This window comes from Amycolatopsis sp. NPDC043889, assembly GCF_056435645.1.
This window is the reverse complement of record NZ_JBWKEC010000008.1, coordinates 147,769-173,122: the sequence shown is the minus strand read 5'-3', so window position 1 is coordinate 173,122 and position 25,354 is coordinate 147,769. Positions and strand designations below refer to the sequence as shown.

The following is a 25,354-nucleotide window of genomic DNA, read 5'->3' as shown; positions in this document are numbered from 1 at the left end:
CATGAGCTTCGACAACGCCTACGAGGCGATCACCGAGGAGAACGACTCCCGCTGGGCCTTCGGCACCGGGTTCGAGGATCCGCTGTCCGGTGTGGACACGACGATCCCGTCCGGTGTGGACGGTGACCGGCTCGCGGCCTACTGCCTGATGCTCGGCGACGACGCGCTGATCTTCTCGCACCGGCTGCAGGAGTGGTGCACGAACGCACCCGAACTCGAGGACGAGGTCGCGATCGCGAACATCGCGCTCGACCTGCTGGGGCAGGCGCGGCTGCTGCTCGCCCGTGCGGGCAAGGCCGACGGCAGCGACCGCACGGAGGACTCGTACGCCTTCTTCCGGAGCGAGCAGGAATACCGCAACGTCCGCCTGGCCGAACTCGACGGTGGGCACTTCGGGCATCTGATCGCGCGGCTGCTGGTGTTCTCGATCTGGCGGCTCGCCTTGTTGCAGCGGTTGCAGACCAGTGTCGATCCGGTCCTGGCGGCCATCGCGGACAAGGGTGTCAAGGAAGTCGCGTACCACCGCGACTACGCCGCCCAGTGGGCCGTGCGGCTCGGGGACGGCACCGAGCTGTCGCATGAGCGGATGCAGGAGGGCCTGGACGCGGTCTGGCCGTACGTCGACGAGTTGTTCGTGGCGCACGAGGCCGAGTTCGTCGAGTCGCCGTCGCTGCGGTCCGAGTTCGACGCGATCCTGGACCAGGTGCTGGCCGTCGCGAAGCTGACGCGGCCCGAAATCGGCGCCCTCGCCGGGGTTTCCGGCCGGATGGGCCGCGACGGCGTGCACACCGAGCGGATGGGTTACCTGCTGGCGACCCTGCAGAGTGTCGCCAGGGAACATCCGGACGCGACATGGTGACCGCGTACGCCGTGGCGGCCACGGTCACCGATCCGGAACTGCCGATGCTCACCCTCGCCGACCTCGGCGTCCTGCGTGAAGTGTCCGAAGAGGACGGTCGGGTGGTCGTAGCGATCACCCCGACCTACACCGGCTGCCCGGCGATGGACACCATGCGCGACGACCTCGTGCACGCGCTGACCGGCGCGGGGTACGGCGAGGTCGAGGTCCGGACGGTGCTGCAGCCCGCATGGTCCACCGACTGGATCACCGAGGACGGCAAACGGAAACTGGCCGAAGCGGGCATCGCTCCGCCGGGGGCCGCGCCGCGGCGGACCGGACCGATCCCGCTCACGCTGAGCCCGCCGGTGTCGTCCGTGCGCTGCCCGCACTGCGGTTCCGCGGACACCGAGGAGCAGTCCCGGTTCAGCGCGACGGCGTGCAAGGCCCTGCGCCGCTGCCGGTTCTGCCTCGAACCGTTCGAACACGTCAAGGAGATCTAGTGACAGCGACCCTGCGCCGCACGGGTTTCCACACCCTCAAGGTGTCCGACGTCCAGCGCCTGTGCGACGACGCCGTCGCGGTGACCTTCGACGTTCCCGAAGATCTCGCGGACACCTTTCGCTTCAAGCCGGGCCAGTCGCTGACCCTGCGCCGTGAGATCGACGGCCGCGACGAGCGCCGTTCGTACTCGATCTGCGCGCCCGCCGGCGCGGCGCCGCGGGTCGGCGTCCGGGAGGTGCCGGGTGGGCTGTTCTCGTCGTGGCTCGTGCGCGACGTGAAGCCCGGCGACGAGATCGAGGTCGCGCCGCCGACCGGCGGCTTCACCCCGGACCTGAACGTTCCTGGGCATCACGTGCTGATCGCGGCCGGATCCGGGATCACGCCGGTGTTGTCGATCGCGTCTTCGCTGCTCAGCGACTCCGACGCGACGGTGACCGTGGTCTACGGCAACCGCCGCACGGACACCGTCATGTTCGCCGACGACCTCGCGGATCTGAAGGACCGCTATCCAGCGCGGCTCGAACTCGTCCACGTGCTCTCCCGCGAGCCGCGCGAGGCGGAACTGTTCACCGGGCGGCTCGACGCGGAGAAGCTGCGGCGCCTGTGCACCGTGCTGATCCCGGTCGAGGACGTCGCGCACTGGTGGCTGTGCGGGCCGTTCGAGATGGTGACCGGCGCGCAGGAACTGCTGCGCTCGCTGGACGTCGCCGACGATCGCGTCCATCAGGAGCTGTTCTATGTGGACACTCCGCCGGAGCCGGTGCACCACATCGATCCGGCCGTCGTCGGGGCGTCCAGCGAGGTCACGCTGGTCCTCGACGGCCGGTCGACGACGATGACGCTGCCGCGCAGCTCCTCGCTGCTCGACGGCGCGCAGAAGTTCCGTCCGGATCTGCCGTTCGCCTGCAAGGGCGGGGTGTGCGGCACCTGCCGGGCGAAGATCTGCGACGGCAAGGTGGACATGCGGCGCAACTTCGCGCTGGAGAAGGCCGAAGTCGACGCCGGTTTCGTGCTCACCTGCCAGTCGGTGCCGATCTCCGACGCCGTCACCGTGGACTTCGACGCCTGACCCACCCCCGCATTTAGTCCTCTGAATGCGGTAGTTGCACACGCAAGTACCGCATTCAGAGGACTAATCGCGGAGAGGTAGGCCAGTAGCGCCTCGGTGAGCCGTCGCACGCTCGCCAGGTCGAGCCCCGCCGGACAGCGACGCCACCTCGCGGTCGGCCGCCTTGCCCCGGAACAGGAACCGGGCGAGCCTCGCGCGGATCTCGTTGTCCGTGAGCGACGGCGCGACCAGCCGCACGTTATCCACAATGGACAGCGACTCGTCGAGGACGTCGAGCCGCTGAGGGGGCAGCTTGACGGGCACGAACAGCCCCACCTCGCCCGACTCCGGGGTGCCGTCGGGCCAGGTGAAGGTGACGTCGGAAAGCGTCAAGGAAGAAGACATGAGACTCCCTGCGAAGGAGGTGGAAGGACGGGCGCAGGTTCGTCTCAGAAGATCATCGCGACAGGCTAGCCGACCGTCGGCTTCGGTGCGACCGATTTCTCCGGGGCGCGAACACGGTCCGCGCGGTTTCGTGCCGGTCGCCGTTTCGCGGCAACGGAGCGGTCAGGAATGGTGGCCCGGCGCGGCTTCACCGCCGCCGCGCAAGGAAAGCTGTCCCGTTGCTCACCTGAACAAGGCGCCGCCGTTTCGCGGCAACAGGGTCAGAACGGTGGTTCCTCGGTACGGGGTGTGTGCAGAGGCGGCGGTGTGCTGTCGTAGGTCTGGCCGGTCGGTGTGGTGATCGTCAGGGTTCCTTCCGGTGCCAGCCGGTAGATCCACCCGGGTTCGTCCTTGAGCAGATGGTCGCGGCGGCAGAAGTCGATAAGGTCGCCGGCGTCGGTGTTCCCCTGGAACTGCCACGGGGTGGAATGGTCGAGATCGCAGGCCTGAGCGGGCCGGTGGCGCCCTGGTCTGCGACATTCGCGGTCGCGGACCCGGACGAACTCGTCAAGACCGGCCGTCGGGCGATGCCGGTCCCGGCCGAGATCCGCGACCTGACCTGACAGCGGGTCGGCGATGATCCGCCGCAGCACCGTGCTGGGTCCGCTCGCGATATGCCGCGCCAGCGACGCCGGGATGTGGCCGTGTCCGGCCATTTCCGCCGGGTCTTCGTTGAGGTCGAGGTAGGTGAAGAGGTCCATATAAAGGAATACTTCGGCGCGTTCACTTTTGCCGCCGCTGCCGCCCAACAGGAGGTCGAGAGCGACGTCGGCGCGAAGCTGGTCCAGAGTGCGGGTCTCGTCGCCGGTCTTGAGCGCGCGGGCCTCCCGGTTGATCCGGTTGTAGGCGGCGGTGACCTTCTCCACCGGGCCATCCTCGATCCCCAGCGAGGCCACGCCCGCCTCACCCTGGCTTACCACGAGCCGGCGGCCTTCGCGGGCCTGCTCGCAGCGCTTGTCCGCGCCCTCACGATCGACAGTCGCCGCCGCGTGGTTCGCCGCCTTGCGGATCTGTTCGGCGTTCTTACCCGGGCAATCGGTCTTCCAGCAAGGCGTCGGCGGCGAGCGCGTGCTCGTCGGACAGCCACGCTGTGGCCGTCACGACTTTCATCGCGCCGAACCCGTCCACCTGGCCCTTGTCCATCAGACCAAGAGTGCGGGGCAGCCTGGTGGTCAACGCGTCGGCGGCGGCGACCAGCCCGGCCGCGTACTTGTCGCCGACCGACAGGGCGAACGCGACTTCCTGAGTGACGCTACGCGCGCCTTCGCGATGCCGGTTCAGCTGGGACAGGGCACGGTAACGGATCGCTTCCAGCCGGGCGATCCCCGCTGACGCCACTTTCGCGAGGGCGACGGATTCGTTGTCTTCCAACGAATCCACGGCGGTGTTGATGGCCTTCAGGTTGTCGAGGCCGGTGATTTCCTCGAGGAGTGCCACAGCGGTGGCTCGGTAAGTGTCCACCCAACGAACCTGCAACCCCCCACCGACAGTTCCGGATCAATGCGACTGCCGCACCGTCGTCGATATTCGGTAATGCTGGTCGTGGCAAGGGAAATCTGGGATGTGCGCGCTTGGCGATGTTCGCCCGGTAGTAGTAATCAGTGCGCAGGCAGGATTTCTTGAGCGCTGTCCTTGGTATGAGGGCGTCTCGTATTGCCGGATTTCGGTAATGGCTCCGGTGTGCCGACTTCGATCACCGGAGGCCCGGATCCCACGCCCAGCCGTTGCCGAATTCCGGCAACGGCGGACCTGGCACAAGCCCCACCGCCCCGAGACACGGTCTGTCGCCTCAGCGACCCGCGACCGGCCGGGGCATACTGGCGGCGTGACCGAACGCCCCCATGTCCTGCTGTCCGCCGCGGTCTCGCTCGACGGCTACCTCGACGACGCGAGCGACACCCGGCTGGTGCTGTCCAACGAGGAGGACTGGGCCAGGGTGGACGGTCTGCGCGCCGCGTCGGACGCGATCCTCGTCGGCGCGAACACGGTCCGCGCGGACGATCCCCGGTTGCTGGTCCGCTCACCGGAGCTGGTCGCCGGGCGGGTCGCGGAGGGACGTCCGGCACAGCCGGTCAAGGTCACCCTCACGCGGAGCGGGTCACTCGATCCGGCGGCTCAGTTCTTCACCGTCGGCGACACCGAGAAGCTCGTCTACGCGCCACCCGGCGTCGTCACGGGCGTGAAGGCGACCGTCGTCGAGCTGGTGGATCTGCGCGCGATGCTGGCCGATCTCCACGCGCGCGGCGTCCGGCGGCTGATGGTCGAAGGTGGCGGCGCGATCCACACCCAGTTCCTCACCGAAGGCATGGTCGACGAACTCCACCTGGCGATCGCGCCGTTCTTCGTCGGCGACCGGCGCGCGCCGCGGTTCGTCGGCCCGGGCGCTTTCCCACGCGGGCTGACCCTGGTCGAAAGCACTCGGCTGGGTGACATCGCCGTACTGGAGTACCACGCGACTCCGGAACCGTCCGAAGTGGACATTCTGCGGCTGCGCGAGGCCATCGCCCTGGCCGAGAACTGCCCGCCGCGCACGTTCCGCGTCGGCGCGGTGATCGCCGCGGCAGACGGTGAAGTGATCTCCACCGGTTATTCGGGCGACGGGGATCCCGCCAACCACGCGGAAGAAGCCGCCCTCGCCAAACTCGAACCGGGAGATCCGAGGCTGGCGGAGGCGACTATGTACACATCGCTGGAGCCATGCAGCTCGCGGACGTCTCATCCGCGAAGCTGCACCCAGCTCATCCTCGACGCCGGCATCCCGCGCGTCGTCTTCGCCTGGCGCGAGCCGTCGGTGTTCGTCGACTGCGTCGGCGCCGAAACGCTGGAGGAGGCCGGACGCCGGGTGATCGAGGTACCCGCCCTCGCCGCCGACGTCCGCCGCGCGAACACCCACATCCCGGGTGTCCGCCCCTGAACTCCTACTTGCAGGCGTCGCAGCAGCCGCAGCCCAGACCGGTGCACGCCGAGCAGCAACCGTGGCGAAGCACGACCTTCAACAGACGCTTGATCATCGCTGTCCTCCCGATCCTTGACGTCCCACCGCACTTGTCACGCTAAGTTCTGCGCATACGACAGTGGTACCGCCGGGAGTGCCATGGCGCTGCTCCGGCGGGTGAAGTCAGGATTCGAGGTCGCCCTCCAAAGAGAGGTAGACCTCGCGCAGCTGAGCCAGAAGGTCGGCGTCCGGTTCCGCCCAGAGCCCCCGATCGGCCGCCTCGTTCAGCCGCTCGATGATGCCGCGCAGCGCCCACGGGTTGGCCTGGCGCAGGAACTCCTGGTTGACCTCGTCGAGCACGTAGGACTCGGTGAGCTTTTCGTACATCCAGTCGCCGACCACCCCGGCGGTGGCGTCGAAACCGAAGAGGTAGTCGACGGTCGCCGCCAGCTCGAAAGCTCCCTTGTAGCCGTGCTTGCGCATCGCCGCCAGCCAGCGCGGGTTGACCACGCGGGCCCGGAAGACACGGGCGGTCTCCTCGCCGAGGGTGCGCGTGCGGACCGCGTCCGGGGTGGTGCTGTCGCCGACGTAGGACGCGGGCGCGGTCCCGGTCAGCGCGCGGACCGTCGCGATCATCCCGCCGTGGTACTGGAAATAGTCGTCGGAATCGGCGATGTCATGCTCACGGGTGTCGGTGTTCTTGGCCGCGACCACGATCCGCTTGTACGAGTTCTCCATGTCCTCGCGCGCGGGCCTGCCGTCGAGGTCGCGGCCGTAGGCGAAGCCGCCCCAGACCGCGTAGACCTCGGCGAGATCCTTGTCGTCGCGCCAGTTCCCGGAATCCATCAGCGGCAGCAGGCCCGCGCCGTACGCGCCGGGCTTGGAGCCGAAGATCCTCGTGGTGGCCCGGCGTTCGTCCCCGTGCGCGGCCAGATCCGCGCGGGTGTGGGCGCGCACGAAGTTCTCCTCGTCCGGCTCGTCGAGATTGGCCACCAGGCGGACGGCGTCGTCCAGCAGGGTGATCACGTGCGGGAAGGCGTCGCGGAAGAACCCGCTGATCCGCACTGTGACGTCGATACGCGGGCGGCCGAGTTCGGCGAGCGGGATGGCCTCGATGCCGGTGACCCGTCGCGACGCCTCGTCCCAGATCGGCTGGACACCCAGCAGCGCAAGGACTTCCGCCGCGTCGTCACCCGACGTGCGCATGGCCGACGTGCCCCACACCGAGAGACCGACCGAACGCGGCCAGTCGCCCGTGTCCTCCTTGTAGCGGCGGAGAAGCGAGTCCGCGAGCGCCTGCCCGGTCTCCCAGGCGAGACGGCTCGGGATGGCCTTCGGGTCCACGGTGTAGAAGTTGCGGCCGGTCGGCAGGACGTTGATCAGGCCGCGCAGGGGAGAACCGCTGGGCCCGGCCGGGATGTAGCCGCCGTCGAGCGCGTGGAGCACGGCGTCGATCTCGGCGCCGGTGCCCGCCAGCCGCGGCACGATCTCGGTGGCGGCGAAGGTCAGCACGTGGGCGACCTCCTGGTGTTCCGGCACGTCGGCGACGACCTCGGCGACCGCGTCGGGGGACCAGTCCCTGGCCTCCATCGCCTCGACGAGCGACCGCGCCCTCTGCTCGATGGCGTCCACTTCGGACAGCGGGGCGTCGCTGTTCTCCTTGAGCCCCAAGGCGGAACGCAGACCGGGGACCGCGCCCTGTTTGCCGCCCCACATCTGCTGGGCGCGCAGCATCGCGAGCACGAGGTTGATCCGTGCCTCGCCTTCCGGTGCGGCGCCGAGGATGTGCAGGCCGTCGCGGATCTGCGCGTCCTTGACCTCGCACAGCCAGCCGTCGATGTGCAGCAGGAAGTCGTCGAACTCCGCGTCATGTGGGCGTTCCTCGACACCGAGGTCGTGGTCGAGTTTCGCCGCCTGGATCAGCGTCCAGATCTGCGCGCGGACCGCGGGCAGCTTGGCCGGGTCCATCGCGGCGATGTTGGCGTGCTCGTCGAGAAGCTGCTCCAGGCGGGCCATGTCGCCGTAGCTCTCGGCGCGGGCCATCGGCGGGATCAGGTGGTCGACGATCGTGGCGTGCGCACGCCGTTTCGCCTGCGCGCCCTCACCCGGGTCGTTGATCAGGAACGGGTAGATCAGCGGCAGGTTGCCCAGGACGGCGTCCGGCGCGCAGGAGTCGGAGAGACCGGCGGTCTTGCCGGGAAGCCATTCCAGCGAACCGTGTTTGCCTAGGTGGACGACTGCGTGCGCGCCGAACTCCTCCTCCAGCCAGCGGTACGCGGCCAGGTAGTGATGGCTCGGCGGGAGGTCCGGGTTGTGGTAGATCGCCACCGGGTTCTCGCCGAAGCCGCGCGGCGGCTGGATCATCAGGATGACGTTGCCGGACTGCAGGGACGCCAGCACGATGTCGCCGTTGTCGACGTAGAGCTCGCCGGGCGCGGGACCCCAGTGCTCCTCCATGCCCTCGCGCAGTTCCGCGGGCAGCTCGGCGAACCACTCGCGGTACTTGTCGGCCGGGACGCGGATCGGGTTGCCGGACAGTTGTTCCTCGGTGAGCCACTCCGGATCCTGGCCGCCCGCGGCGATGAGCGCGTGGATCAGCGCGTCCCCGTCCGGCTGGTCGGTGCCGGTGGGCTCGACACCGGGGAACGGGTTCTCGCCGAGGTCGTAGCCCTGATCGCGCATGCGGCGCAGCAGTTCGATCGCGGACGCGGGCGTGTCGAGACCGACGGCGTTGCCGACGCGGGAATGCTTCGTCGGGTACGCGGACAGCATCAGCGCGATACGACGTTCCGTCGGGGGAGTGTGGCGCAACCGGGCGTGGGCCAGCGCGATCTTCGCGACCCGCGACGCGCGTTCGGCGTCCGGCACGTACTTGGGCAGGCCGTCGTCGTCGATCTCCTTGAACGAGAACGGGACGGTGATGAGACGGCCGTCGAACTCGGGGACGGCCATCTGGTTGCCGGCGTCGAGCGGGGAGAGGCCGTCGTCGTTCGCGGACCAGGTCTCGCGGTCGCTGGTCAGGCACAGGGCCTGGAGGATCGGGATGTCGAGCGCGGCCATCTCGGCGACGTCCCACGCCTCGTCGTCGCCGCCCGCGCCGACCTCGGACGGCCGGGTGCCGCCGGCGGCCAGCACGGTGACCAGGAGCGCGTCGGCCTTGGCCAGCTCGGCCATCATCTCCGGCTCGCGGGTGCGCAGGGACGCGCAGTGGATCGGGAGCGCGCGGCCCCCGGCGTCCTCGACGGCGTCGGAGAGGGCATGGACGAACTCGGTGTTGCCGGACAGGTGATGCGCCCGGTAGTAGAGGATCGCGATGACCGGACCCTCGGTGGTCTTGGGCGCGCGCTCGAGGACACCCCAGAGCGGCTGCACCGCGGGCGGCTCGAAGCCGTCACCTGTCAGAAGGAGCGTGTCGCTCAGGAAGCGGTGCAGCTGGGTGAGGTTTTCCGGCCCGCCCTGCGCGAGGTACGCGTGCGCCTCCGCCGCCGTACCCGCCGGGACCGTGGACAGCTTCATGAGCTGCGCGTCCGGCGTCTGCTCACCACCGAGGACCACCACGTGCGCGCCGCTCGCGCGGACCGTGTCGAGCCCTTCCTGCCAGCTGCGTTCGGAGCCGAGGATCCGGACGACGACGATCGGGGCGCCGTCGAGCAGGGCGGGCAGCTCGGCCAGATCGAGCCGGGCGGGGTTCGCCAGCCGGTACTCGGCCTCGCTGGACCGGGCGCTGAGCAGGTCGGTGTCCGAAGTGGACAGAAGCAGGATCACAGCATTCCTCACTCGGGGTGTCCGCGCCCCGGGTCGTGCGGTCGCGCCGGCCGGAGTTCCTGGCTTCCCCTCCTCGCCGAGGAGGGGTGACAGTGGCGGGACCGCCCCGGACTCTCACCGGGTTCCTCCACCTGCCGACGCGTGGGTTCTTCGGTTCACTCTCCGGTGCGGTCCGGCGGGAGTCAAGGTGATGTGCGGCCGGGGGCGGAGTCGTAACCCCACACGTGGGTGAGCACCTGGCCCTGGTGACGGCTGACCAGCTCCACGCCGGTGCCTTCGACGACCGCGTGCGGCACGGCCAGGACGGCGACCGCCGCCGGGCCGTTGGCGGGGCACTGTGTGGATTTTGGGACGTTGGATGACCCGAAATCCACACAGTCGCGCGTGATCGGTCCGGTCACCCTGACAAGGTGCCCGGGGCAAGACTCACGCCGACCGCTCCGACGAAGTGTCACCTATCCGCGGGAAAGGGGCGGTGGAGAAGATGATCTCCACCGCCACCTCGAAGAACTCCGCGATCCGCAGGGCGAGGTAGAGGCTCGGGCTGTACTCGCCGCGCTCGAGGTAGCCGATGGTCTGGTAGTGCACGCCCAGCGCATCGGCGAGTTCGCGGCGGGAAATGCCCCGTTCCGCCCGCAACATCGCGATCCGGTTGTAAACGACCTCGCTCATGAGCTAGCCAATTCGCTGCATCGCCTTTTCCCGTCGTGCCGCCACCGAGGACCCGGACTCGCGCCGCGCCATGCGCCGCAGGACGACCGGAGCCAGCGTCAATCCGATCACGGACCACACCGACAGCACGCCGAGGGTCTCCCAAGGCCGCCACGACTGTCCGATCTCGACCATCACCGTCGAGTCCGGCAGCAGCGCCGACCGCATGCCGAGGCCGAGCCAGTACATCGGGAACACCTGCCCGAGGTACTGCAGCCATTCCGGCAGCGCGGTGATCGGGTAGAAGATCCCCGAGATCGCGCCGATCCCCAGTGTCGGCAGCATGATCAGCCCGATGCTGCGCGCGTTCGAGGTCAGCGAGCCGAAGATCGCGCCGATCGGCATGGTGGCCAGCAGGCCGAGCACCAGCACCCACAGCAGGCCCAGCCACGACGTCAGCCCGCCTGGCGCGATGCCGTCGAACAGGATCAGGCTGGGGATCAGCACGAGCAGCATTCCGATGACGGTGTTCAACGACACCGTGACGACCTTGCCGACGAGGTAGCCGATCATGCCGTTCGGGGTGGCCTTGGCGCGCAGGAGCGTGCCGTCTTCACGTTCGACGGCGAGGACTCCCGCCATCCCGAGCATGCCGCTGAACACGATCGACGCGCCCAGCACGCTCGGCACGGTGGCGGCGCCGAGCGAGAACTCCATGCCCGGCAGTTTCGCGCCGCGCATGAAGAACATGACGATCACGAAGATCGCCGGGAAGAGGAAGGTGTTGAAGAGGTCTTCCCGGTTGGTCATCATCTGGCGGGCTTCGAGCCAGCCGCGCCGGATGCCCAGCCGGACACTGTGCTGAATCGTGTTCATCGCGCGCCCACCGCCTCCAGGGACTCGGCCTTGCGGACCAGGGTCATGTACGTGTCTTCGAGCGACGCCCGCCGGACCTCCAGGTCACCGATGGCGTCCCCGTGCTGCTTGAACAGCTCGTGCACGTACTTCGTCGATTCCGTGGTCGAGTGCACGAACCGCTGACCGTCCAGCGTCCAGCGCACCTCGGCCTCGCCGGCGATCTGCCTGCTCAGCGCGTCGGCCGAACCGTCGGCCACGATGCGGCCGTGGTTCAGGATCAGGATCCGGTCGGCCAGTTTCTCGGCCTCGTCGAGGTCGTGCGTGGTCAGCAGGATCGTCGTGTCGTCGTCATCGGTCAGCCGGTGCACGAGTTCGTGGAACTCGCGCCGCGCCTCCGGGTCCAGTCCGGCGGTCGGCTCGTCGAGGAACAGCAGTTCCGGACGGCCGACGATGCCGATCGCGACGTCGAGCCGTCGCCGCTGCCCGCCCGAGAGCATCCGGACCTTCTTGTCCGCGTGCTCGGTCAGGCCGACCGCGGCGACCAGCTCGTCCGGATCCCACGGCCGCTTGATGCGGTCCGTGGAGTACGGCGCGTAATAGCCGCCCAGGTGCTCCAATAGCTCGCGCACCCGCCATTTCGCGTGGTCGCGCCAGGCCTGGAGGACGACCCCCAGCCGCGCCCTCCAGTTCTCGTCCGCGTGCGCCGGGTCGGTGCCCAGCACGCTGACCTCGCCCTCCGACCGCATCCGGAAGCCTTCGAGGATCTCGATCGTCGTGGTCTTGCCCGCGCCGTTCGGACCCAGCAGGCAGATCACCTCGCCGCGATGCGCGGTGAAGTCGACGCCGTGGAGGACGTCGTTCGTCCCGTACCGCATCCGGAGATCTTTGACGGAGATCATCACGTCGTGTGGATCTCTCATTTGGTCACCCCCATCTCAGTGCTGCGACCAAATGTAGCACACCTACTACATTCGGTCTGAGAGATACTCTCGCAGACGGTGCATATTCAAAAGATGGGCCATCTACAGTGAGCGCATGTCCACGAGCGCACGTGTCCGAGCCGACGCGTGCCCTGGTGTTTTCGCCACGCACGACGCCGCCGACGGTCCGCTCGCCCGGATCCGGCTGCCCGGCGGCGCCATCACCTCGGCCCAGCTCGGCGCGCTCGCGGATGCCGCCGACGACCTCGGGGACGGCGCCCTCCACCTGACCTCCCGCGGCAACGTGCAGCTGCGCGGCGTCACCCGGCCCGGTCTCGCGGGCAGGCTCACCGCGGCCGGGCTGCTGCCTTCGCCGTCGCACGAACGCGTCCGCAACATCCTCGCGTCGCCGTTGAGCGATACCGCGCAAAAGCTGGCCTCGGCCCTCGACAAGGCGCTGTGCGCTGTTCCTGAGCTCGCCGAACTCCCGGGACGCTTCCTCTTCGCCCTCGACGGCGGCCAAGGCGACGTCGCGGGCGAAGGCGCCGACGTCTGCTGGCGCGACGGAGCCGTGCTGCTCGCCGGTGAGGACACCGGCCTGCGGGTCGCCGCGGAGCACGCCGTCGAGACGCTGATTTCGGTCGCGCGCGCGTTCCTTCGCACGAGGGGAACGGCCTGGCGGATCAGCGAACTCGCCGATACTGAGCCGCTGCTCAAGGGCATATCGGGGGAAACGACGGAACCGCGAAAGTTCGAGGTGGACCCGGGCCTCCCGATCGGGCCGATCGGCGACGCGATCGGGGTCGCCCCGGTCTTCGGCAGGCTCACCTCGGCTCAGGCGCGTGAGATCGCGAGGGCCGGGAACGCCGTGGTCACCCCGTGGCGATCGATCCTGGTCCTCGGCCGCTTGGCGGCGAACACGGGGCTGATCACCGATCCGGACGCGCCGTCGCTCGGGATCAGTGCCTGCATCGGGCATCCGGGCTGTGCCAAGTCGCTCGCCGACGTGCGGGCCGACGCGGCGCGGGTCGGGCGGACCCCGAGAGCCCATTTCGCCGGTTGTGAACGGCGCTGCGGCAAACCCGCGCGCGAGCACGTCGACGTGCTCGCGACGGAAGACGGTTATCTGGTCGACGGGGCCTTCGTCCCGGTCGGCGAGCTGGCGAAGGCGTTGGCGGAGAAGGACAGTGCCGAATTGAAGGGGCAGCAGTGATCGACTACATCCGGGACGGGGCCGAGATCTACCGGCATTCGTTCGCCACCATCCGTGAGGAGGCGGATCTCGCGATCCTGCCCGACGACGTCGCGGTGCTGGCCGTGCGGATGATCCACGCCTGCGGGATGGTCGACCTGGTCGACGATCTCCGCTACAGCCTGGACGTGGTGGAATCCGGCCGCGCCGCGCTCGAAGCGGGCGCGCCGATCCTGTGCGACGCGAACATGATCGCCTCCGGGGTGACCCGCAAACGTTTGCCTGCCGCCAACGAGGTGCTGTGCACGCTGTCCGATCCGAAGGTGCCCGGCCTCGCCGAGCGGATGGGCACCACCCGGTCCGCGGCCGCGCTGGAGCTGTGGCGCGACAAGCTGCCCGGTTCGGTGGTGGCGGTCGGCAACGCTCCCACCGCGTTGTTCCGCCTGCTGGAACTGCTCGAAGAGGGCGTCGGCGCCCCGGCGGCGATCATCGGCGTCCCGGTGGGCTTCATCGGCGCAGCCGAGTCCAAAGTGGAGCTCGCGAAGCGGGCACCCGCCCCGTACCTGGTGGTGCACGGACGCCGTGGCGGCAGCGCGATGGCCGTCGCCGCGATCAACGCGATGGCGAGTGAGGTCGAATGAGCGGGCTCGGAAAACTCTGGGGTGTCGGGCTCGGACCCGGTGACCCCGAGCTGATGACGGTCAAGGCCGCCCGGTTGATCGGCGAGGCCGACGTCATCGCCTATCACAGCGCGCGGCACGGCCGGAGCATCGCGCGTTCGGTCGCCGAGCCGTATCTGCGGGACGGCCAGATCGAGGAGAAGCTGGTCTACCCGGTCACCACCGAGACCACCGACCATCCCGGCGGCTACGAAGGCGCCATCGCCGATTTCTACGAGCTGAGCGCGAAACGGCTCGCCGAGCACCTCGACGCCGGACGTGACGTGGTCGTGCTCTGCGAAGGCGACCCGTTCTTCTACGGCTCCTACATGTACATGCACGAACGCCTCGCCGACCGCTATGAGGCGACCGTGGTGCCGGGCGTGACGTCGGTCAGCGCGGCGTCCTCGGTGCTGGGCCGCCCGCTGGTGCAGCGCGACGAGGTCCTCACCATCCTGCCCGGCACGCTGCCCGCGCCGGAGCTCGCGCGACGCCTGGCCGACACGCAGGCCGCGGCGGTGCTCAAACTCGGGCGCACGTTCGGCAACGTCCGCGAGGCGCTGGCCGAAGCCGGGAAGCTGGACGACGCCTTCTACGTCGAACGCGCGACCTGGCAGGCGCAGCGCGTCGAGCCGTTCGCGGACGTCGATCCGGATTCGGTGCCGTACTTCTCGCTGGCGCTGCTGCCCAGCCCGGCCTACGCCTCCCGGCTCGCCGACGAACCCGAAGCCGCCAGGAAGCAGGAAACGCACACCGGTGGGGAAGTCGTGGTCGTCGGCCTCGGGCCGGCCGGTCCCGGCTGGCTGACCCCCGAAGCGACCGAGGAACTGGCCGCGGCGGAGCACGTCGTCGGCTACGGCCCGTACGTCGCGCGAGTGCCGCAGCGCGCGGGCCAGCAGCGGCACGCGTCGGGCAACCGCGTCGAGGCCGAACGCGCCGTCGAAGCACTCGAACTGGCCGCGAACGGCGCCAAGGTCGCCGTCGTCTCTTCAGGTGATCCCGGCGTGTTCGCGATGGCGTCGGCGGTGCTGGAGCAGGTCGCCGCCGGTCACGGCGCGGGAGCCCGCGTGCGGATCGTGCCCGGCGTGACCGCCGCGCAGGCGGCCGCGTCCAGGGTCGGCGCGCCGCTGGGCCACGACTACTGCGTGCTTTCGCTGTCCGATCGGCTCAAACCATGGGAGATCATCGAACGACGGCTGGACGCGGCGGGCGCGGCGGATCTCGTGCTCGCGCTGTACAACCCGGCGTCCCGCACGCGGACCACGCAACTCGCGCAGGCCCGCGACGTCCTGCTCCGGCACCGCGCGCCGGAGACACCGGTGGTCGTCGCCCGCGACGTCGGCGGCCCCGAGGAGGACGTCCGCGTGGTCACCCTCGGCACGATGGAGCCGTCGGAAGTGGACATGCGCTGCCTGCTGATCATCGGCTCGTCGAAGACCAGGGCCGAGAACGGTGTGGTCTGGACGCCGCGCACCTACGAGTGATCGCGCGTCTTCGCCGCATTTGACCACTCGGCGTGGTTGGTGGGACGGGTGAGTGTCACCACGCTTCCGACGGTCTGGCCGTCGTGACCGGACCGGTCAGGCGGGCACTGTGTGGATTTCTGGTCATCCAACGCCCCAAAATCCACACAGTCGCGTCCTTGGGCGGACGCCGCGCGCCTACGAGTGATGCCCGAGGCCCGCGTTGCGGGCTTGGGCGAGCAGCACCTCCCGGTCGTCCGTGCCGGCCTTGGCGTGGATCGACGAGACGACGTTGCGCACGGTCTTGGGCGCGAGCCCAGCCGCCGCGCGACGGCCGGGATCTCCAGCCCGCCCGCCAGGAGGTCGAGCACCTCGTGCTCGCGTGAGGTCAGCCGCGGGAACGCCCGCATCGGCTGCGAAGCGGCCAGCAAGCCGTAAAGCCGGTCCGCGGCGCGCTCGCCGAACACGACGGCGCCCGCCGCCACCCCCCGGATGAACCGGACCAGGTCGTCGTGACCCGCGCTCCGGGACAGGACGCCGCGGGCGCCCGCGAGCATCGCGGCGACCACGAGTTCGCCGTCGCCCGGTGGGGTCAGGACCAGGATGGCGGTTTCCAGTACGCGGGAAGCCACTTCGCGTGTCACCGCGAGCCCGTCGTGCCCGGGCGGGTGAACCGGCAGGACGAGGACGTCCGGACGAAGGAGATCTGCCGTCTGGCGACGCCGAGGATCACGAGGGAAGAGTGGGAGAGGTATTTCCCGGGGCTCGCGCTCCACGCCTCCGCTGACGTTGCTGTGGCTTTCGCAACCCGCCACCTTTTGCCTTACGGCTCGATAGAACGCCAACGACCCTGGGCATGAGGTGACCTGTGGACAAAGGGCCCGACGGGCCGAGAAGTGAACGAAGGTAACTCCCTCCGTAATAAACATATAGCGCATGGGGGGACTTGCCACAAGACCCCGGTCATGCCTCAAACTCACTCGCCGTAGCCGAAACCTGGTGAAATGGGAGTCTGTGTCAACTCAGGGTCATGAAGAAGAGTTGCGGTCCGAACGCGAATACGTCGCCGGGCTCTACACGCGCCTGGACGCCGAACGCGCGCGGGTGAAGGGGGAGTTCCAGGCGGCGCTGGGCGGAACCGGCGGGACGGCCATGGAACGCGACGTCGAGGTGCGGGCGCTGGCCAGGGAGTCGCGGCGGCTGGACGTCGTCGACAACGGGCTGTGCTTCGGCAGGCTGGACAGTCTCGCGGGGGAGACCTCGTACATCGGCCGTATCGGGCTCTTCGACGAGGAGAACGACTACGAGCCGGTGCTGCTCGACTGGCGGGCACCCGCCGCCCGCCCGTTCTACACCGCGACCGCGGCGACGCCGGAGAAGATGCGCCGTCGCCGCCAGTTCCACACGCACGGACGTGAGCTGCTCGGGTTCACCGACGAGGTGTTCGGCCGTCCCGGCGGCGACGCGGAGGGTGACGCGGCGCTGCTCGCGGCCGTCAACGCGCCGCGCGGCGAGGGGATGCGTGACATCGTCGCGACGATCCAGGCCGAACAGGACGAGATCATCCGGCACGAGCACCCCGGGGTGCTGGTGATCGAAGGCGGGCCGGGCACCGGGAAGACCGTGGTGGCGCTGCACCGCGTCGCGTACCTGCTCTACACCCAGCGCGAGCGGATGGAACGCCACGGCGTGCTCGTGGTCGGGCCGAATCCGGCGTTCCTGCACCATATCGGCCGGGTCCTGCCGTCCTTGGGCGAGACCGATGTGGTGTTCATGACCACCGGCGATTTCGTCCCCGGCAAGCACGTCACCGCTGAGGACGGCCCGGAAGCCACCCGGCTCAAGGGTTCGCTGAAGATGCTGGACGTCCTCAAGGCCGCCGTCGCCGATCGCCAGCGGCTGCCGGAGGAGCCGGTGCTGATCGACCTCGCCGACGTCACCGTGCGGATCGACGCCGAGACCGCGGAATGGGCCAGGGACGAGGCGCGCAAGAGCGGTCTGCCGCACAACGAGGCGCGGGGGACGTTCACCGACATCGTCACGTACGTCCTGACGGAGCGGGCGATCGCGCGGATCGGCCGCGGTTGGCTCAGCCGGGACGACCGCGACGAATGGGAGCGGCTGCGGAAGGATTTGCTGAAGGAACTGGCGGAGAGCGAGACGTTCACCACCGCGCTCGACGCGCTCTGGCCGATACTGACGCCCGAAAGTCTGCTGGGCTCGCTTCTCTCGTCCCCGGAGCGGCTTCGCGCCGCGGGCGCCGACCAGGCGTTGCTGCGTGCCGACGGCGAAGCCTGGACGGTGTCGGACATGCCGCTGCTCGACGAACTCGTCGACCTGCTCGGTCGCGACAAGGCGGCGGACGAGACGGCGGAAAAGGCGCTCGCTCGGGAGAAGAAGGCCGAGGCCGAGTACGCCGAAGGTGTGCTCGACACGATGAAGCTCGACCGCGAGGAGATGGACGAGGACGTCATGCTGTCGGCGGAGAACCTGCTCTTCGCCGACGAACTCGCCGACCGGTTCGTGGAGCACGACACGCGCAGCCTCGTCGAACGCGCCTCCGCCGATCGGGACTGGACGTACCGGCACGTCGTGGTCGACGAGGCGCAGGAACTGTCCGAAATGGACTGGCGGGTGCTGATGCGGCGCTGTCCCAACCGGTCGTTCACCGTCGTCGGCGATCTGGCGCAGCGCCGGTCCGAGGCCGGGGCACGCTCGTGGGACGCGATGCTGAAGCCGTACGTGCCGGGGCGCTGGGTCTACCGGTCGCTGACGGTGAACTACCGCACCCCGGCGGAGATCATGGCCGTCGCCGCGTCGGTGCTCGCCGAGTTCGCGCCCGACGTCCGGGCGCCGGAATCGGTCCGGTCCAACGGGGTCCGTCCGTGGGCGCGGCAGGTCGACGCGGATTCGCTGGCGGGGGCCATCGAGGAGTTCGTCAAGGACGAAGCCGGGCGTGAAGGCACCAGCGTCGTGATCGGCCCGCCCGGGGTGCCGGGCACAGTGCCCGCCTCGGAGACGAAGGGGCTCGAGTTCGACGCCGTCCTCGTCGTGGACCCGAAGCGGATCCTCGCCGACGGCCCGCGCGGTGCCGCTGAGCTCTATGTGGCGCTTACGCGCGCTACGCAGCGGCTCGGCGTCCTGCACGAAGGCCCCCTGCCGCCCGCGTTGGCGGGCCTGAACCCGTAACTCGCGTGATCAGAGACCGCACTCGCGTGCTTGGAGCCGGAACTCACGAGTTCCGCCTCCAAGCACGCGAGTCACGGGTTCAAGCACGCGAGTGACGCCTAGCGTGTCGGGTCCTTGCCGTTCGGCTGCCGCGGCCCCGGACCCGGCGACCACCAGCCGGGGACGACCTTCTCGCCGTGGACGATGGTCGGCGCGATCCCCTCGGTGAACGGCTCCACCTGCAGCAGCTGGCCCCAGGACTGGCTCGGCTGGCCGATCAGGTAGCTGGGCACCTCGGGTTCGGCCGCGACCTCTTCGAGCCAGCCGATCGGGCCGCCGTTGGTGCTGGACGCCCAGTTCGCCTCGTCGGCGACGGCGCCGGCGGTGATCCGGTAGTCGGGCATCTTCGAGATGCCGTCGTGCGAGGTCACCGGCTGCACGCACGGGTAGACGAACGACGCCGGCCAGTCGACGTACACCTGCTTGCCAGCGATCTTCTCGGTCAGCGTGGTGAACGTCGGCACGCGCGGCGCGGACGCGGCGATCCAGCCGTCCTCGGTGAGGTCGTTGTCGACGATGTTGATCCGCACGGACGTCGTCTCGGCCGGGAGGTCGCGCAGGTTGATCCGGGTGTCGTTCCAGCCGTTGGTCCCGGCGCCCGGCGGTAGCACGAACTGGCTGCGGACGACCTTCACCCCTTCGCTGGTGTTGACGCCGTAGTCGAGGCTCACCGACGTCGGCCGCCGGGCCGCGCCCGCGGTGGCGACCACGATCTGGCCGTCGGCTGGCTTCTCGGAAAGGGCGTACCAGTCGCTGCGCAGTCGTCCGGCCCGCGTTTCCGGGTCGAGGAAGCTGCTCCACATCGGGACTTCGTCGGGTTTGAAACCGTGCGGCGGTTCGGCCAGCGGATCCTTGTCGTCGATCGCGCGGGTGTGGAACCCGGTCTGCACGCGGCCGTTGTCCTGCTCGGGATCGGGCAGCGGCGGCGGGGTCTGCCCGGCGGGCGGCTCCTCCTTCTTCACCGGGACCGTCCGCTGTTCGGACTGGGCCCGCAGGATGCTGGTCGCGGCGTCGCGTTCCACCATCACGTGGTCGGAGAGGTTGCAGCTCTTGCCGAACAGGTGCCCGAAGTTCGCGGCGCCGAGGCTGTAGGAACCCTGCTGGTTGTGGATCGCCCACGCCATGCTGACGAACTCGCCCGTGGCCATCAGGCCGCAGACGACCACCAGCGAGAGCGAACCGAGCCGCAGCGACCGGCTCCGCCCTTCCTGCGGTCCCGCCTGAAGACCCGGCCGGTGCGCGCGGACGTTCTCCACGAACGCGTACACCCCGGAGATCGCGGCCGCGACCAGCAGGATCGTCGACAGCGGGATCCCGCCGATCGACGGCGCCACGGCGGTCCACTGCACGCCGAGTTTCGAGACGAACCAGTACGAGTTGGGCCCGGTCGCGGCCAGCGCGCCGACGACGAGCAGCCCGGCGAGGAACGCGGCGCGGTTGCGCCTGGACCTCAGAACCGTCGAACTGGTCGCCAGCGCGGTCAACGCCGCCATCGCCGCGCCGACCGCCGCGAACGCGCCGAAGTGGTGCGTCCACTTGGTCGGCGTCAGCGCCAGCAGCAGGAAGAACAACGCGACCGTGCCGATCAGGCGGCGGCTGGGGCCGAGCGCGGCGCCGGGGATGCGGCCGCGGCGCAGCAGCACCACCAGGCAGGTCCCGGTGCACAGCAGCACCAGCAGTACGGGGAACCGGCGTGGCACGGAGCCGTCCGGCAGGCTTTCGAACAGCAGCTGGTAGCGCGCGAGTTCCTGGAACCACGACAGGTTCGGGCCGACCAGGGTGCGGATCCGGGTCGCCTCCTGCACGGTGGCGAAGGTCTGGTCGGCGAACACCACGACCAGCACCAGCAGCCCGGCGGCCAGCACCGGCGCGAGCACCGGCAGCCAGCCGTTCTCGGCACGCTGGCGGACCAGTTTGTACAGCGGGCGCGCGGCGACCAGGAACGGCGCGACCGCGATCAGCCCGGTCGGCGTCGCGGCCAGGGTGAACCCGGCCGCGGTCAGCCCGAGGCACAGCGGAAGCAGACGGCGGGTCACCAGCGCGCGCTCGACGGCGCAGATCGCCAGCAGCGAGCCCAGCGCGGCGACCGGTTCCGGCCGGACACCGTTGTTGAACGGCATCCACCAGACCAGGAAGACCGCGGCGGCGGCCCAGCCCGCGGCGCGGCTCGTGCGGACCTGCGTGCCCAGGCGCGGCATGACCTCGCGGCTGATCAGCAGCCAGCTCAGCACGCCGAGCAGGAACGACGGGAGCCGGATCCACGGCGGCACCGTGCTGACGTGCGCCATCAGCTGGTACACGTGGTAGAACCAGCCGAACGGCGCCTCGGCGACCCCGAACCACCGGTGGTAGTTCGTCAGGTAGCCGGTCTCTTCGGCCACTCTCGACATCGTGAGGATGTAGCCGTCGTCCGAGGTGACCGGCCCGATGAACACCCACGCGCCGAGCGCGATGATCACCGTCGCGTCGCGGGCGGTCAGCCGCCACCAGCCGACCGGCGCCCAGCGGGGCGCGCGGCGGGCGAACCCGGAGTCCATCCGCCACACCGCGATCAGGCAGCCGATGAACGACAGCGCCGCGATGACGCCGATGATCCACTTCCACACGGTCGGCGAAGTCTGGTAGCGGGTGTCCGGGACGACCGAGACGTGCAGGCCGGCGATCGGGTCCTTGGCCGCGTTGATCGACGAGTAGATCCCGACCAGTCGCGGCCGGACGTCGCCCTCGGCGTGGAACACGACGGTTTCGGCGACGGTCAGCGTCATCTGGTTCGCGTCCGCCGAGAGCTTGACGTCGCAGTTCTTCTCCGGGAGGGGCTGCTGGACGATCTGCTGGCCCTGGCTGGAGGCGAGCAGCACGCCGTTGTCGATCCGCAGCTGCAGCCCGACGCCCTTGCCCGCGCGCGGGTCGGTGCGGCCGTCGGGCACGGTGGAGAACAACAGCGCCTGGCCCTGCGAGCGCGCGTCCAGCGACCGGACGGTCGTGCACGGCAGATCGACGCGCAGGTCCTGCGCCCAGTACCCGGTCAAGGGCGCGTTGACGGAGCGGGTGTCGCCGCCCGTTGGCCAGACGACCTCCGCTGTGTCCTGCACCACCGGCAGGAAGGGGAAAGCCAACGCGCACAAGGCGGACAGCAACCCCAGCGTGACAGCGATCAGACGCATCGGCGCAACGCTAACGGGTCTGGTCCGAACGGCTTACGCAGGGCTGCCCTTCGCCGTGCCGCTCAACCAGGTTATAGCGCCCTGAACTGTCGTTACGCTGGCCGTTTCCGGTCGCCGCGGCCGCTGGACGACGACCACCGGGAGGCCGAGCGCACGGGCCGCCGTGAGCTTCGCCGCGGTCATCTCGCCGCCGCTGTCCTTGGTGACGAGGACCTCGACGCCGTGCCGCTGCATGAGCGCGCGTTCCTTCTCCACCGTGTACGGCCCGCGGTCCAGCAGGATTTCGTGACGGCGGGGGAGCGGTGCCTCGGGCGGATCGACGCAGCGGATCAGGAACCAGAGATCCAGCCCGGCGAAGGCGGCGAGCCCTTGACGTCCGCTGGTGAGGAACACGCGTTCGCCGAGCGCCGGGAGCAGCCGCGCGGCGTGGTGGAGGTCGTCGGTCCAGTGCCAGGTGTCGCCGGGCTGTTCGGTCCAGCCGGGCCTGGCGAGCCTGAGCAGCGGTGTTCCCGTTTCCCGCGTCGCGATGGCCGCGTTCGAGCCGATGCGTTCGGCGAAGGGATGCGTGGCGTCGATCACCGCGTCGACGTCGTTCTCGGTCAGCCAGCGCGCGAGACCCGCCGGACCGCCGAAGCCGCCGACGCGGACTTCGCCCTCCGGCAGCTTCGGTCGCGCGACGCGGCCCGCGAGTGAGGACACGACGTGCTCGCCGCGTGCCACCAGTTCCTTCGCGAGCTCGCGCGCCTCGCCGGTTCCGCCCAGGATCAGCAGCTTCATCGCGTCACGGCCGCGCGCCACCGTTCCAGCGTGCGCAGGTTGGCGAGCGTTTCCGCCCAGGTGAGTTCAGGCGCCTGGCGGTCTTCGAGGTGCGCGGCGACGTGGTCGGCTTCGCGAGCGAAGAGGCCTTGAGTCGCTTCGACTTCGATCGCCTCGGGTTCGCCGCCTTCTGGCGTGAGGACGATCTGCGACGTCTTCGGCTTGCGCATTTCGTGGATCCACGCCGGTTTCGGCACGTACAGCTGCCCTTCCGAGCCGTACACGCGGATGTGGTCGTCCTGCGTCAGCTGGAAGCCGCAGGCCAGCTGCGCGAGGATCCCGCCGGGCAGCCGCAGGAGCCCAAACGCGACTTCGTCGACGCCGTTCTCGTCGAGCCTCGCCATCCCGAGCACCTCTTCGGGCTCGACGACGTCCTGCCCGGTCGCCGCCTGCGCGACCAGCCGCGCGAGTGACGTGCAGTAACAGCCGACGTCGAAGATCCCGCCACCGCCCAGCGCGGGATCGGTGAGCCGGGGTACGGCGAAGTGGTAGCTGAAGGTGACGTCCACGGCGCGGACCTCGCCGATGGCACCGCAGGAGATCAGCTCGGCCAGCCGCCGGATCTGCGGATGCAGCCGGTACATGAACGCCTCCATGAGGAAGACGTCGTTCGCGCGGGCGGCTTCGATGACCTTCTCGGCTTCGGCGACGGACATCGTCAGCGGCTTCTCGCACAGGATGTGCTTGCCCGCTTCGGCCGCGCGGATCGCCCATTCGCCGTGCAGCGGATGCGGCGTCGAGATGTAGATCGCGTCGACGTCCGGATCGGCGAGCAGGTCTTCGTAGGCGCCATAGCATTTCGGGATCTCGAAGCGGCTCGCGAACTCGGCCGCCCGGTCACCGGATCGCGCGGCGACGGCTTCGAGGACACCGTGTTCGCTCTCTTCGACGCCCGCCGCGAACTCGGCGGCGATGGTCCCGGCGGCCAGCAGGCCCCAGCGCAGGTTCTTCACAGCGACTCCGGTTGGTTGGCGCGATCGCGGGTGGCCGAGTACAGGAAACTGTCGGGAAACCCTTCGGCGGCAAGGACTTCCCCGACGAAGATCATCGCCGCGCGGCTGATCCCGGCCTCGCGGGACTGCGCCGCGATGGTGCCGAGCGTGCCGCGCAGCACCTGCTCACCGGGCTGGCTCGCCAGCGCCACCACCGCCGCCGGGCAGTCGTCGGTGTAGAACGGCCGCAATTCGTCGACTACTTGCTCGACGCGGTTGATCGCCAGATGCAGCGCGAGGGTGGTGCCGGTGCGCGCGAAGTTCGCCAGCGTTTCCCCCGGTGGCATGGCGGTGGACCGGGCCTGGGCCCGCGTGACGACCAGGCTCTGGCCGACCTCGGGCACGGTCAATTCACGCTTGAGCAGCGCGGCCGCGGCGGCGAACGCGGGGACGCCCGGCGTGACGTCGTAGGGAACGCCGGCCGCGTCGAGGCGGCGCATCTGCTCGGCGACGGCGCTGTAGATCGACGGATCGCCCGAGCACAGCCGCGCGATCTCGTGGCCCTTCTCGTGGGCCTCGACCATGCGCTCGACGATCGCGGGCAGGTCGAGGTTCGCGGTGTCGATGAGCACCGCGTCGTCCGGGCAGTACTCCAAGAGCGCTGTCGGTGTCATGCTCCCGGGGTACAGGCAGGTCTCGCAGCGGCCGAGCAGGTCACGGCCCCGCACGGTGATGAGGTCGGCCGCGCCGGGACCCGCGCCGATGAAGTGCACTGTCAAGGTTTGCTCCACTGTGTGACGACCCGCGCCGGGGTCCAGCCGGTGAATCCACCCAGCGGCGCCGCCTGTTCGACGGCGACGCGGATCAACTCCCCGCCGTGCTCGCCGTACGCGCGGGCCAGGGCCTGTTCGGATTCGAGGGTCACGCCGTGCGCCACGATCCGCGCGCCGGTCGCCAGGCAGGCGTCCAGCACACCGGGCACGGTCAACCCGCCACCGAGGAAGATGGCATGCGGCCTGCTCAGCCCTTCGAGGGCTTCCGGTGCCGCTCCGATCACCACCTCGAGTTCCGGTACGCCGAGCGCGTGCGCGTTCCGGGTGATCCTGGCGGCCCGTTCCGGCGACCGCTCGATCGCGATCGCCCGGTTCAGGGGATGCACGCGGGACCACTCGATACCGACGCTGCCCGCACCCGCGCCGACGTCCCACAGCAGTTCGCCGGGTGTCGGCGCGAGCCTGGCCAGCGCGGACGCGCGGAGGTCGCGTTTGGTGAGCTGCCCGTCGTGCTCGAAGGCGTCGTCAGGGAGGCCGGTCAGCGGCAGCGCGGGTCCGTCGGCCTCGATGGCGAACACGGTCAGCGTGCCGGGGCCGACACGCTCGTCCGGACCGCCGAGGTCGGAGAGCGCGGTGACGCGACTTTTGCCGTAACCGCGGGCTTTGAGCAGGTCAAGGAGGTCTTCGGCGTTCGCGCCGAGGACGAGGATCTTCCGGCCGGGGGTGAGTACGCGGTTCACCCTGCCGATCGCGCGGCCGACGACGGTGACCACTTCGGTCTCCTCCGTCGGCCAGCCGAGTTTCGCGCGGGCGAGCGTGACCGAGGAGAGCGCGGGCAGGACCTCGACGTCGTAGCCGCGCTGGATCAGCGTCGTGCCGATGCCGGACAGCAGGGGATCGCCGCTGGCCAGCACGCAGACACGGCCTTCCCGCTCGGCGAGGAAGGCGTCCAGGCCGGGAAGGAGCGGGCTGGGCCAGGGTTCGCTTTTCATCCCGGCGGGCAGGTACGCGAGCTGACGCGGCGAGCCCACGACCACGTCGGCGCCGAGCAGTGCTTCCTTGGCCCGCTCGGACAGGCCGGGCCAGCCGTCGGCCCCGATCCCGACGACCGTCATGGGTGATTTTTCGCGCACCTCGGTCACGGTAGATGACGGATTTCCTATG

At 69.7% G+C, this 25,354-nt stretch carries 20 protein-coding genes, 1 pseudogene and 1 riboswitch; of the genes and pseudogenes, 8 read left to right on the top strand and 13 right to left on the bottom strand.

The features are described 5' to 3' along the window. Nucleotide 1: 1 nt before the first annotated feature. The 3 genes from paaC to paaE are packed head-to-tail and all read left to right on the top strand — an operon-like array spanning nucleotide 2 to nucleotide 2,411. Entirely contained in the window at nucleotides 2–859 is an 858-nt protein-coding gene (paaC, locus tag AC0685_RS18060) for a 1,2-phenylacetyl-CoA epoxidase subunit PaaC (RefSeq protein WP_478226553.1), read from the top strand. Then, nucleotides 853–1,341: a 1,2-phenylacetyl-CoA epoxidase subunit PaaD gene (gene paaD, locus AC0685_RS18055; protein WP_034323161.1), complete on the top strand. Its 489-nt coding sequence runs from the start codon at nucleotides 853–855 to the stop codon at nucleotides 1,339–1,341. The genes paaC and paaD overlap by 7 nt, the downstream gene beginning before the upstream one ends. Then, nucleotides 1,341–2,411, top strand: a complete 1,071-nt coding sequence (gene paaE, locus AC0685_RS18050) for a 1,2-phenylacetyl-CoA epoxidase subunit PaaE (RefSeq protein ID WP_478226552.1) — start codon at nucleotides 1,341–1,343, stop codon at nucleotides 2,409–2,411. Before paaD ends, paaE begins: the two co-directional genes overlap by 1 nt. A 63-nt stretch (nucleotides 2,412–2,474) precedes the next feature. Here the strand turns inward: paaE and AC0685_RS18045 are convergent, their stop codons facing one another. After that, nucleotides 2,475–2,795, bottom strand: coding sequence for a hypothetical protein (locus AC0685_RS18045; RefSeq protein ID WP_478226551.1), 321 nt, complete (start codon nucleotides 2,793–2,795; stop codon nucleotides 2,475–2,477). A gap of 260 nt (nucleotides 2,796–3,055) precedes the next feature. Then, nucleotides 3,056–4,235: pseudogene (locus tag AC0685_RS18040) on the bottom strand (DUF222 domain-containing protein). Between the two features lie 424 nt (nucleotides 4,236–4,659). On the opposite strand from AC0685_RS18040, the gene AC0685_RS18035 reads away from it, so the two are divergent. Continuing rightward, nucleotides 4,660–5,748 (top strand): dihydrofolate reductase family protein, encoded by a 1,089-nt coding sequence (locus tag AC0685_RS18035; protein WP_478226550.1) that lies wholly within the window; start codon nucleotides 4,660–4,662, stop codon nucleotides 5,746–5,748. Between the two features lie 204 nt (nucleotides 5,749–5,952). Here the strand turns inward: AC0685_RS18035 and cobN are convergent, their stop codons facing one another. From cobN to AC0685_RS18010, 5 genes are all read right to left on the bottom strand, one after another. Then, nucleotides 5,953–9,534, bottom strand: coding sequence for a cobaltochelatase subunit CobN (cobN, locus tag AC0685_RS18030; RefSeq protein ID WP_478226549.1), 3,582 nt, complete (start codon nucleotides 9,532–9,534; stop codon nucleotides 5,953–5,955). Between the two features lie 53 nt (nucleotides 9,535–9,587). Next, nucleotides 9,588–9,662, bottom strand: a riboswitch (cobalamin riboswitch). Nucleotides 9,663–9,716: 54 nt separating this feature from the next. Then, nucleotides 9,717–9,935, bottom strand: coding sequence for a hypothetical protein (locus AC0685_RS18025; RefSeq protein WP_478226548.1), 219 nt, complete (start codon nucleotides 9,933–9,935; stop codon nucleotides 9,717–9,719). Between the two features lie 25 nt (nucleotides 9,936–9,960). Further along, a complete protein-coding gene (locus AC0685_RS18020) occupies nucleotides 9,961–10,206 on the bottom strand; it encodes a helix-turn-helix transcriptional regulator (RefSeq protein WP_478226547.1) in 246 nt (81 codons plus the stop codon). 3 nt (nucleotides 10,207–10,209) lie between these two features. Next, nucleotides 10,210–11,061 (bottom strand): ABC transporter permease, encoded by an 852-nt coding sequence (locus AC0685_RS18015; RefSeq protein WP_478226546.1) that lies wholly within the window; start codon nucleotides 11,059–11,061, stop codon nucleotides 10,210–10,212. Then, nucleotides 11,058–11,963, bottom strand: a complete 906-nt coding sequence (locus AC0685_RS18010) for an ABC transporter ATP-binding protein (protein WP_340685086.1) — start codon at nucleotides 11,961–11,963, stop codon at nucleotides 11,058–11,060. The genes AC0685_RS18015 and AC0685_RS18010 overlap by 4 nt, the downstream gene beginning before the upstream one ends. Before the next feature lie 115 nt (nucleotides 11,964–12,078). Between AC0685_RS18010 and AC0685_RS18005 the strand changes: the two genes are divergently transcribed. Genes AC0685_RS18005 through AC0685_RS17995 form a run of 3 tightly spaced genes read left to right on the top strand, consistent with a single transcriptional unit; the run spans nucleotide 12,079 to nucleotide 15,298 of the window. Continuing rightward, entirely contained in the window at nucleotides 12,079–13,176 is a 1,098-nt protein-coding gene (locus tag AC0685_RS18005) for a precorrin-3B synthase (RefSeq protein WP_478226545.1), read from the top strand. Then, nucleotides 13,173–13,796, top strand: coding sequence for a precorrin-8X methylmutase (locus AC0685_RS18000; protein ID WP_478226544.1), 624 nt, complete (start codon nucleotides 13,173–13,175; stop codon nucleotides 13,794–13,796). The genes AC0685_RS18005 and AC0685_RS18000 overlap by 4 nt, the downstream gene beginning before the upstream one ends. Next, complete coding sequence (locus tag AC0685_RS17995; RefSeq protein ID WP_478226543.1) at nucleotides 13,793–15,298, top strand: precorrin-2 C(20)-methyltransferase; 1,506 nt, start codon at nucleotides 13,793–13,795, stop codon at nucleotides 15,296–15,298. The genes AC0685_RS18000 and AC0685_RS17995 overlap by 4 nt, the downstream gene beginning before the upstream one ends. Here the strand turns inward: AC0685_RS17995 and AC0685_RS17990 are convergent. Continuing rightward, a complete protein-coding gene (locus tag AC0685_RS17990; protein WP_478226542.1) occupies nucleotides 15,289–15,909 on the bottom strand; it encodes a transcriptional regulator in 621 nt (206 codons plus the stop codon). The genes AC0685_RS17995 and AC0685_RS17990 overlap by 10 nt on opposite strands. 382 nt (nucleotides 15,910–16,291) lie before the next feature. On the opposite strand from AC0685_RS17990, the gene helR reads away from it, so the two are divergent. Next, nucleotides 16,292–18,466 (top strand): RNA polymerase recycling motor ATPase HelR, encoded by a 2,175-nt coding sequence (gene helR / locus AC0685_RS17985; protein ID WP_478226541.1) that lies wholly within the window; start codon nucleotides 16,292–16,294, stop codon nucleotides 18,464–18,466. 98 nt (nucleotides 18,467–18,564) lie between these two features. Here helR and AC0685_RS17980 read toward each other — a convergent pair whose 3' ends face one another. Genes AC0685_RS17980 through cbiE form a run of 5 tightly spaced genes read right to left on the bottom strand, consistent with a single transcriptional unit; the run spans nucleotide 18,565 to nucleotide 25,332 of the window. Further along, on the bottom strand, nucleotides 18,565–21,669 hold the full coding sequence (locus AC0685_RS17980; protein ID WP_478226540.1) for an arabinosyltransferase domain-containing protein: 3,105 nt from the start codon (nucleotides 21,667–21,669) through the stop codon (nucleotides 18,565–18,567). 33 nt (nucleotides 21,670–21,702) lie between these two features. Next, nucleotides 21,703–22,446 (bottom strand): cobalt-precorrin-6A reductase, encoded by a 744-nt coding sequence (locus AC0685_RS17975; RefSeq protein WP_478226671.1) that lies wholly within the window; start codon nucleotides 22,444–22,446, stop codon nucleotides 21,703–21,705. After that, nucleotides 22,443–23,438, bottom strand: a complete 996-nt coding sequence (locus AC0685_RS17970; protein WP_478226539.1) for a Gfo/Idh/MocA family protein — start codon at nucleotides 23,436–23,438, stop codon at nucleotides 22,443–22,445. Before AC0685_RS17970 ends, AC0685_RS17975 begins: the two co-directional genes overlap by 4 nt. After that, nucleotides 23,435–24,196: a precorrin-4 C(11)-methyltransferase gene (gene cobM, locus AC0685_RS17965; protein WP_478226538.1), complete on the bottom strand. Its 762-nt coding sequence runs from the start codon at nucleotides 24,194–24,196 to the stop codon at nucleotides 23,435–23,437. The genes AC0685_RS17970 and cobM overlap by 4 nt, the downstream gene beginning before the upstream one ends. Further along, the gene (cbiE, locus tag AC0685_RS17960) at nucleotides 24,193–25,332 is read right to left on the bottom strand and encodes a precorrin-6y C5,15-methyltransferase (decarboxylating) subunit CbiE (protein ID WP_478226537.1); all 1,140 of its coding nucleotides are present in this window, start codon (nucleotides 25,330–25,332) and stop codon (nucleotides 24,193–24,195) included. Before cbiE ends, cobM begins: the two co-directional genes overlap by 4 nt. Nucleotides 25,333–25,354 lie beyond the last annotated feature (22 nt).

Excerpts from the sequence above, each read along its gene's own strand:
- AC0685_RS18005 (WP_478226545.1), top strand. The coding sequence starts at position 12,079 with ATGTCCACGAGCGCACGTGTCCGAGCCGACGCGTGCCCTGGTGTTTTC.
- AC0685_RS18015 (WP_478226546.1), bottom strand. The coding sequence starts at position 11,061 with ATGAACACGATTCAGCACAGTGTCCGGCTGGGCATCCGGCGCGGCTGG.
- paaC (WP_478226553.1), top strand. The coding sequence starts at position 2 with ATGAGCTTCGACAACGCCTACGAGGCGATCACCGAGGAGAACGACTCC.
- paaD (WP_034323161.1), top strand. The coding sequence starts at position 853 with ATGGTGACCGCGTACGCCGTGGCGGCCACGGTCACCGATCCGGAACTG.
- AC0685_RS17975 (WP_478226671.1), bottom strand. The coding sequence starts at position 22,446 with ATGAAGCTGCTGATCCTGGGCGGAACCGGCGAGGCGCGCGAGCTCGCG.
- AC0685_RS17995 (WP_478226543.1), top strand. The coding sequence starts at position 13,793 with ATGAGCGGGCTCGGAAAACTCTGGGGTGTCGGGCTCGGACCCGGTGAC.
- AC0685_RS17980 (WP_478226540.1), bottom strand. The coding sequence starts at position 21,669 with ATGCGTCTGATCGCTGTCACGCTGGGGTTGCTGTCCGCCTTGTGCGCG.
- AC0685_RS18010 (WP_340685086.1), bottom strand. The coding sequence starts at position 11,963 with ATGAGAGATCCACACGACGTGATGATCTCCGTCAAAGATCTCCGGATG.
- AC0685_RS18045 (WP_478226551.1), bottom strand. The coding sequence starts at position 2,795 with ATGTCTTCTTCCTTGACGCTTTCCGACGTCACCTTCACCTGGCCCGAC.
- AC0685_RS18020 (WP_478226547.1), bottom strand. The coding sequence starts at position 10,206 with ATGAGCGAGGTCGTTTACAACCGGATCGCGATGTTGCGGGCGGAACGG.